The sequence below is a fragment of the Oleiphilus sp. HI0067 genome, assembly GCF_001635735.1.
Window position 1 is genome coordinate 1 of sequence record NZ_LWFI01001049.1, and the last position, 1,295, is coordinate 1,295.

The 1,295-nt window shown below is 39.9% G+C and carries 1 protein-coding gene; it reads left to right on the forward strand.

The window, feature by feature from the left end:
• Positions 1-1,270, forward strand: a 1,270-nt coding sequence (locus tag A3739_RS29970; protein ID WP_197472334.1) for a hypothetical protein, incomplete at its 5' end; no start/stop codon positions are given.
• Positions 1,271-1,295 lie beyond the last annotated feature (25 nt).

Below are 1,295 nucleotides of genomic sequence, written 5' to 3' on the forward strand. Positions count from 1 at the left end.
TCTTCAACCTTACACAACAAGCGACATCAATTTTTTGTCAGGCCAATATTCGAAATGGTCGTTTTTAACCCTAACGCCGCCAGATAGTGGATTCGATTATTTACCTCTGACAAATCCTGTAAATCACCTATTACTAAAAAGTACTGATCACTTATCTTGGAACGACAGTTTTTCTGAGAATAAATACGCTGCCCTTGTGGCGTTCTCGGAAAATATCGTTTCTGTTAGCAAGACAGGTAAGACTGATCAATCACCATACATTCTCACCAACAACAGTGAGTTGATCATCTTCAATCCTGACAATTTGACCATCCAAAAGCGTGATAAAATCAATGGCTATACTCGAGCCACAAGTTATCTTCAGACTGATGAAACTCAATATTTTGGAACAACATTTGGCACTTTGATAACTAAGCCGAACTCTGACGAATCAGCGTTAGAAACAAAGGTCGATCCTAATCAACAACTCTTCTTGGCCAAGCAACACAATCAACAATTAGCGGCGATAGGTAAGAACAATCGTTCTCTGTTTTTCTACTTATCCCAGCCTAACGAATCGAAATGGATTGCATCACACACCTTTGACTTACCGGATGACGAAGCAACTCAACATCAAATATTCAGTTATGTTGAGCTAGAAAATGATTCAATAGCGATATTTTTTGGCCACCACCGGATTGAATGGGATCTATCGACTAACGCTATTATTAAAACAAAACTAGAAGACCCAGCAATCGATGTCGAAAAACTAGGTAATGGTGCTTTAACTGCGCAAGTATCCAACAGACCAGCTTTAAGTTTTGATCAGGGAATGACTTGGACAACCGCGAATAGAGAAAAAGGCCGCGTACTGTTTTATAAATCCTCTAATATTTCTTGGGCAAATGGAGATACATATCGAGTTGTCGCAGCTAACCCAAAACGAAATAATCAAGGACCGAGAAATAAATTCAAAACTGGGAAACTACAGATTGCAGAATTTAATATTGACGATATCAAACGTCCTTTAAAGTGGAATTACTATGGTTTAATCGACAAAGATTGCTATCAACTAAATGCAAGTTTGAGCTCTGAGTCGACAACCGTCACTTCTTGCCTGAGTGGCCACTTGATGAGCAGCAGAGACGGTGATGTATGGTCCAATATTCTTCCAGCAGCGCCCACTAGAGAGGAGATTGATACTTTTCTTCTTGAGCAGCGAATCCCGAAAAGATTGATCACTGAGTTTAATCTAAACCCACCCTTAATTATTCCTGTCGTTGCACCTTAATGTTGCCGGCCCAAGCCATGTTGAA